General features: G+C 50.0%; 2 tRNA genes. Both read left to right on the forward strand.

The features are described from left to right. The first annotated feature begins 36 nt into the window (after window positions 1–36). A tRNA-Tyr gene (locus ACN6NF_RS02100) sits at window positions 37–122 on the forward strand. Between the two features lie 102 nt (window positions 123–224). Next, a tRNA-Gln gene (locus tag ACN6NF_RS02105) sits at window positions 225–299 on the forward strand. Window positions 300–348 lie beyond the last annotated feature (49 nt).

The following is a 348-nucleotide window of genomic DNA, read 5'->3' on the forward strand; positions in this document are numbered from 1 at the left end:
GGTTGGGGGTTCAAGTCCTCTCGCCGGCACCATTTTGGAGGATTAGCGAAGTGGCCAAACGCATCAGACTGTAAATCTGCTCCCTTACGGGTTCGGTGGTTCGAATCCATCATCCTCCACCAGTTTTTTTGCCATGGTGGTCGTGACGAATGGGTTAACGTACCGAATTGTGGCTATGGCATTCGTGGGTGCAAGTGCCATCGATCGCCCTGTTGAATACATAATGGGGATTAGCCAAGCGGTAAGGCAACGGACTTTGACTCCGTCATGCATAGGTTCAAATCCTATATCCCCAGCCATTAAGAGCCATTAGCTCAGTTGGTAGAGCACCTGACTTTTAATCAGGGT

It is taken from the genome of Paenibacillus sp. TSM33 (genome assembly GCF_056099025.1).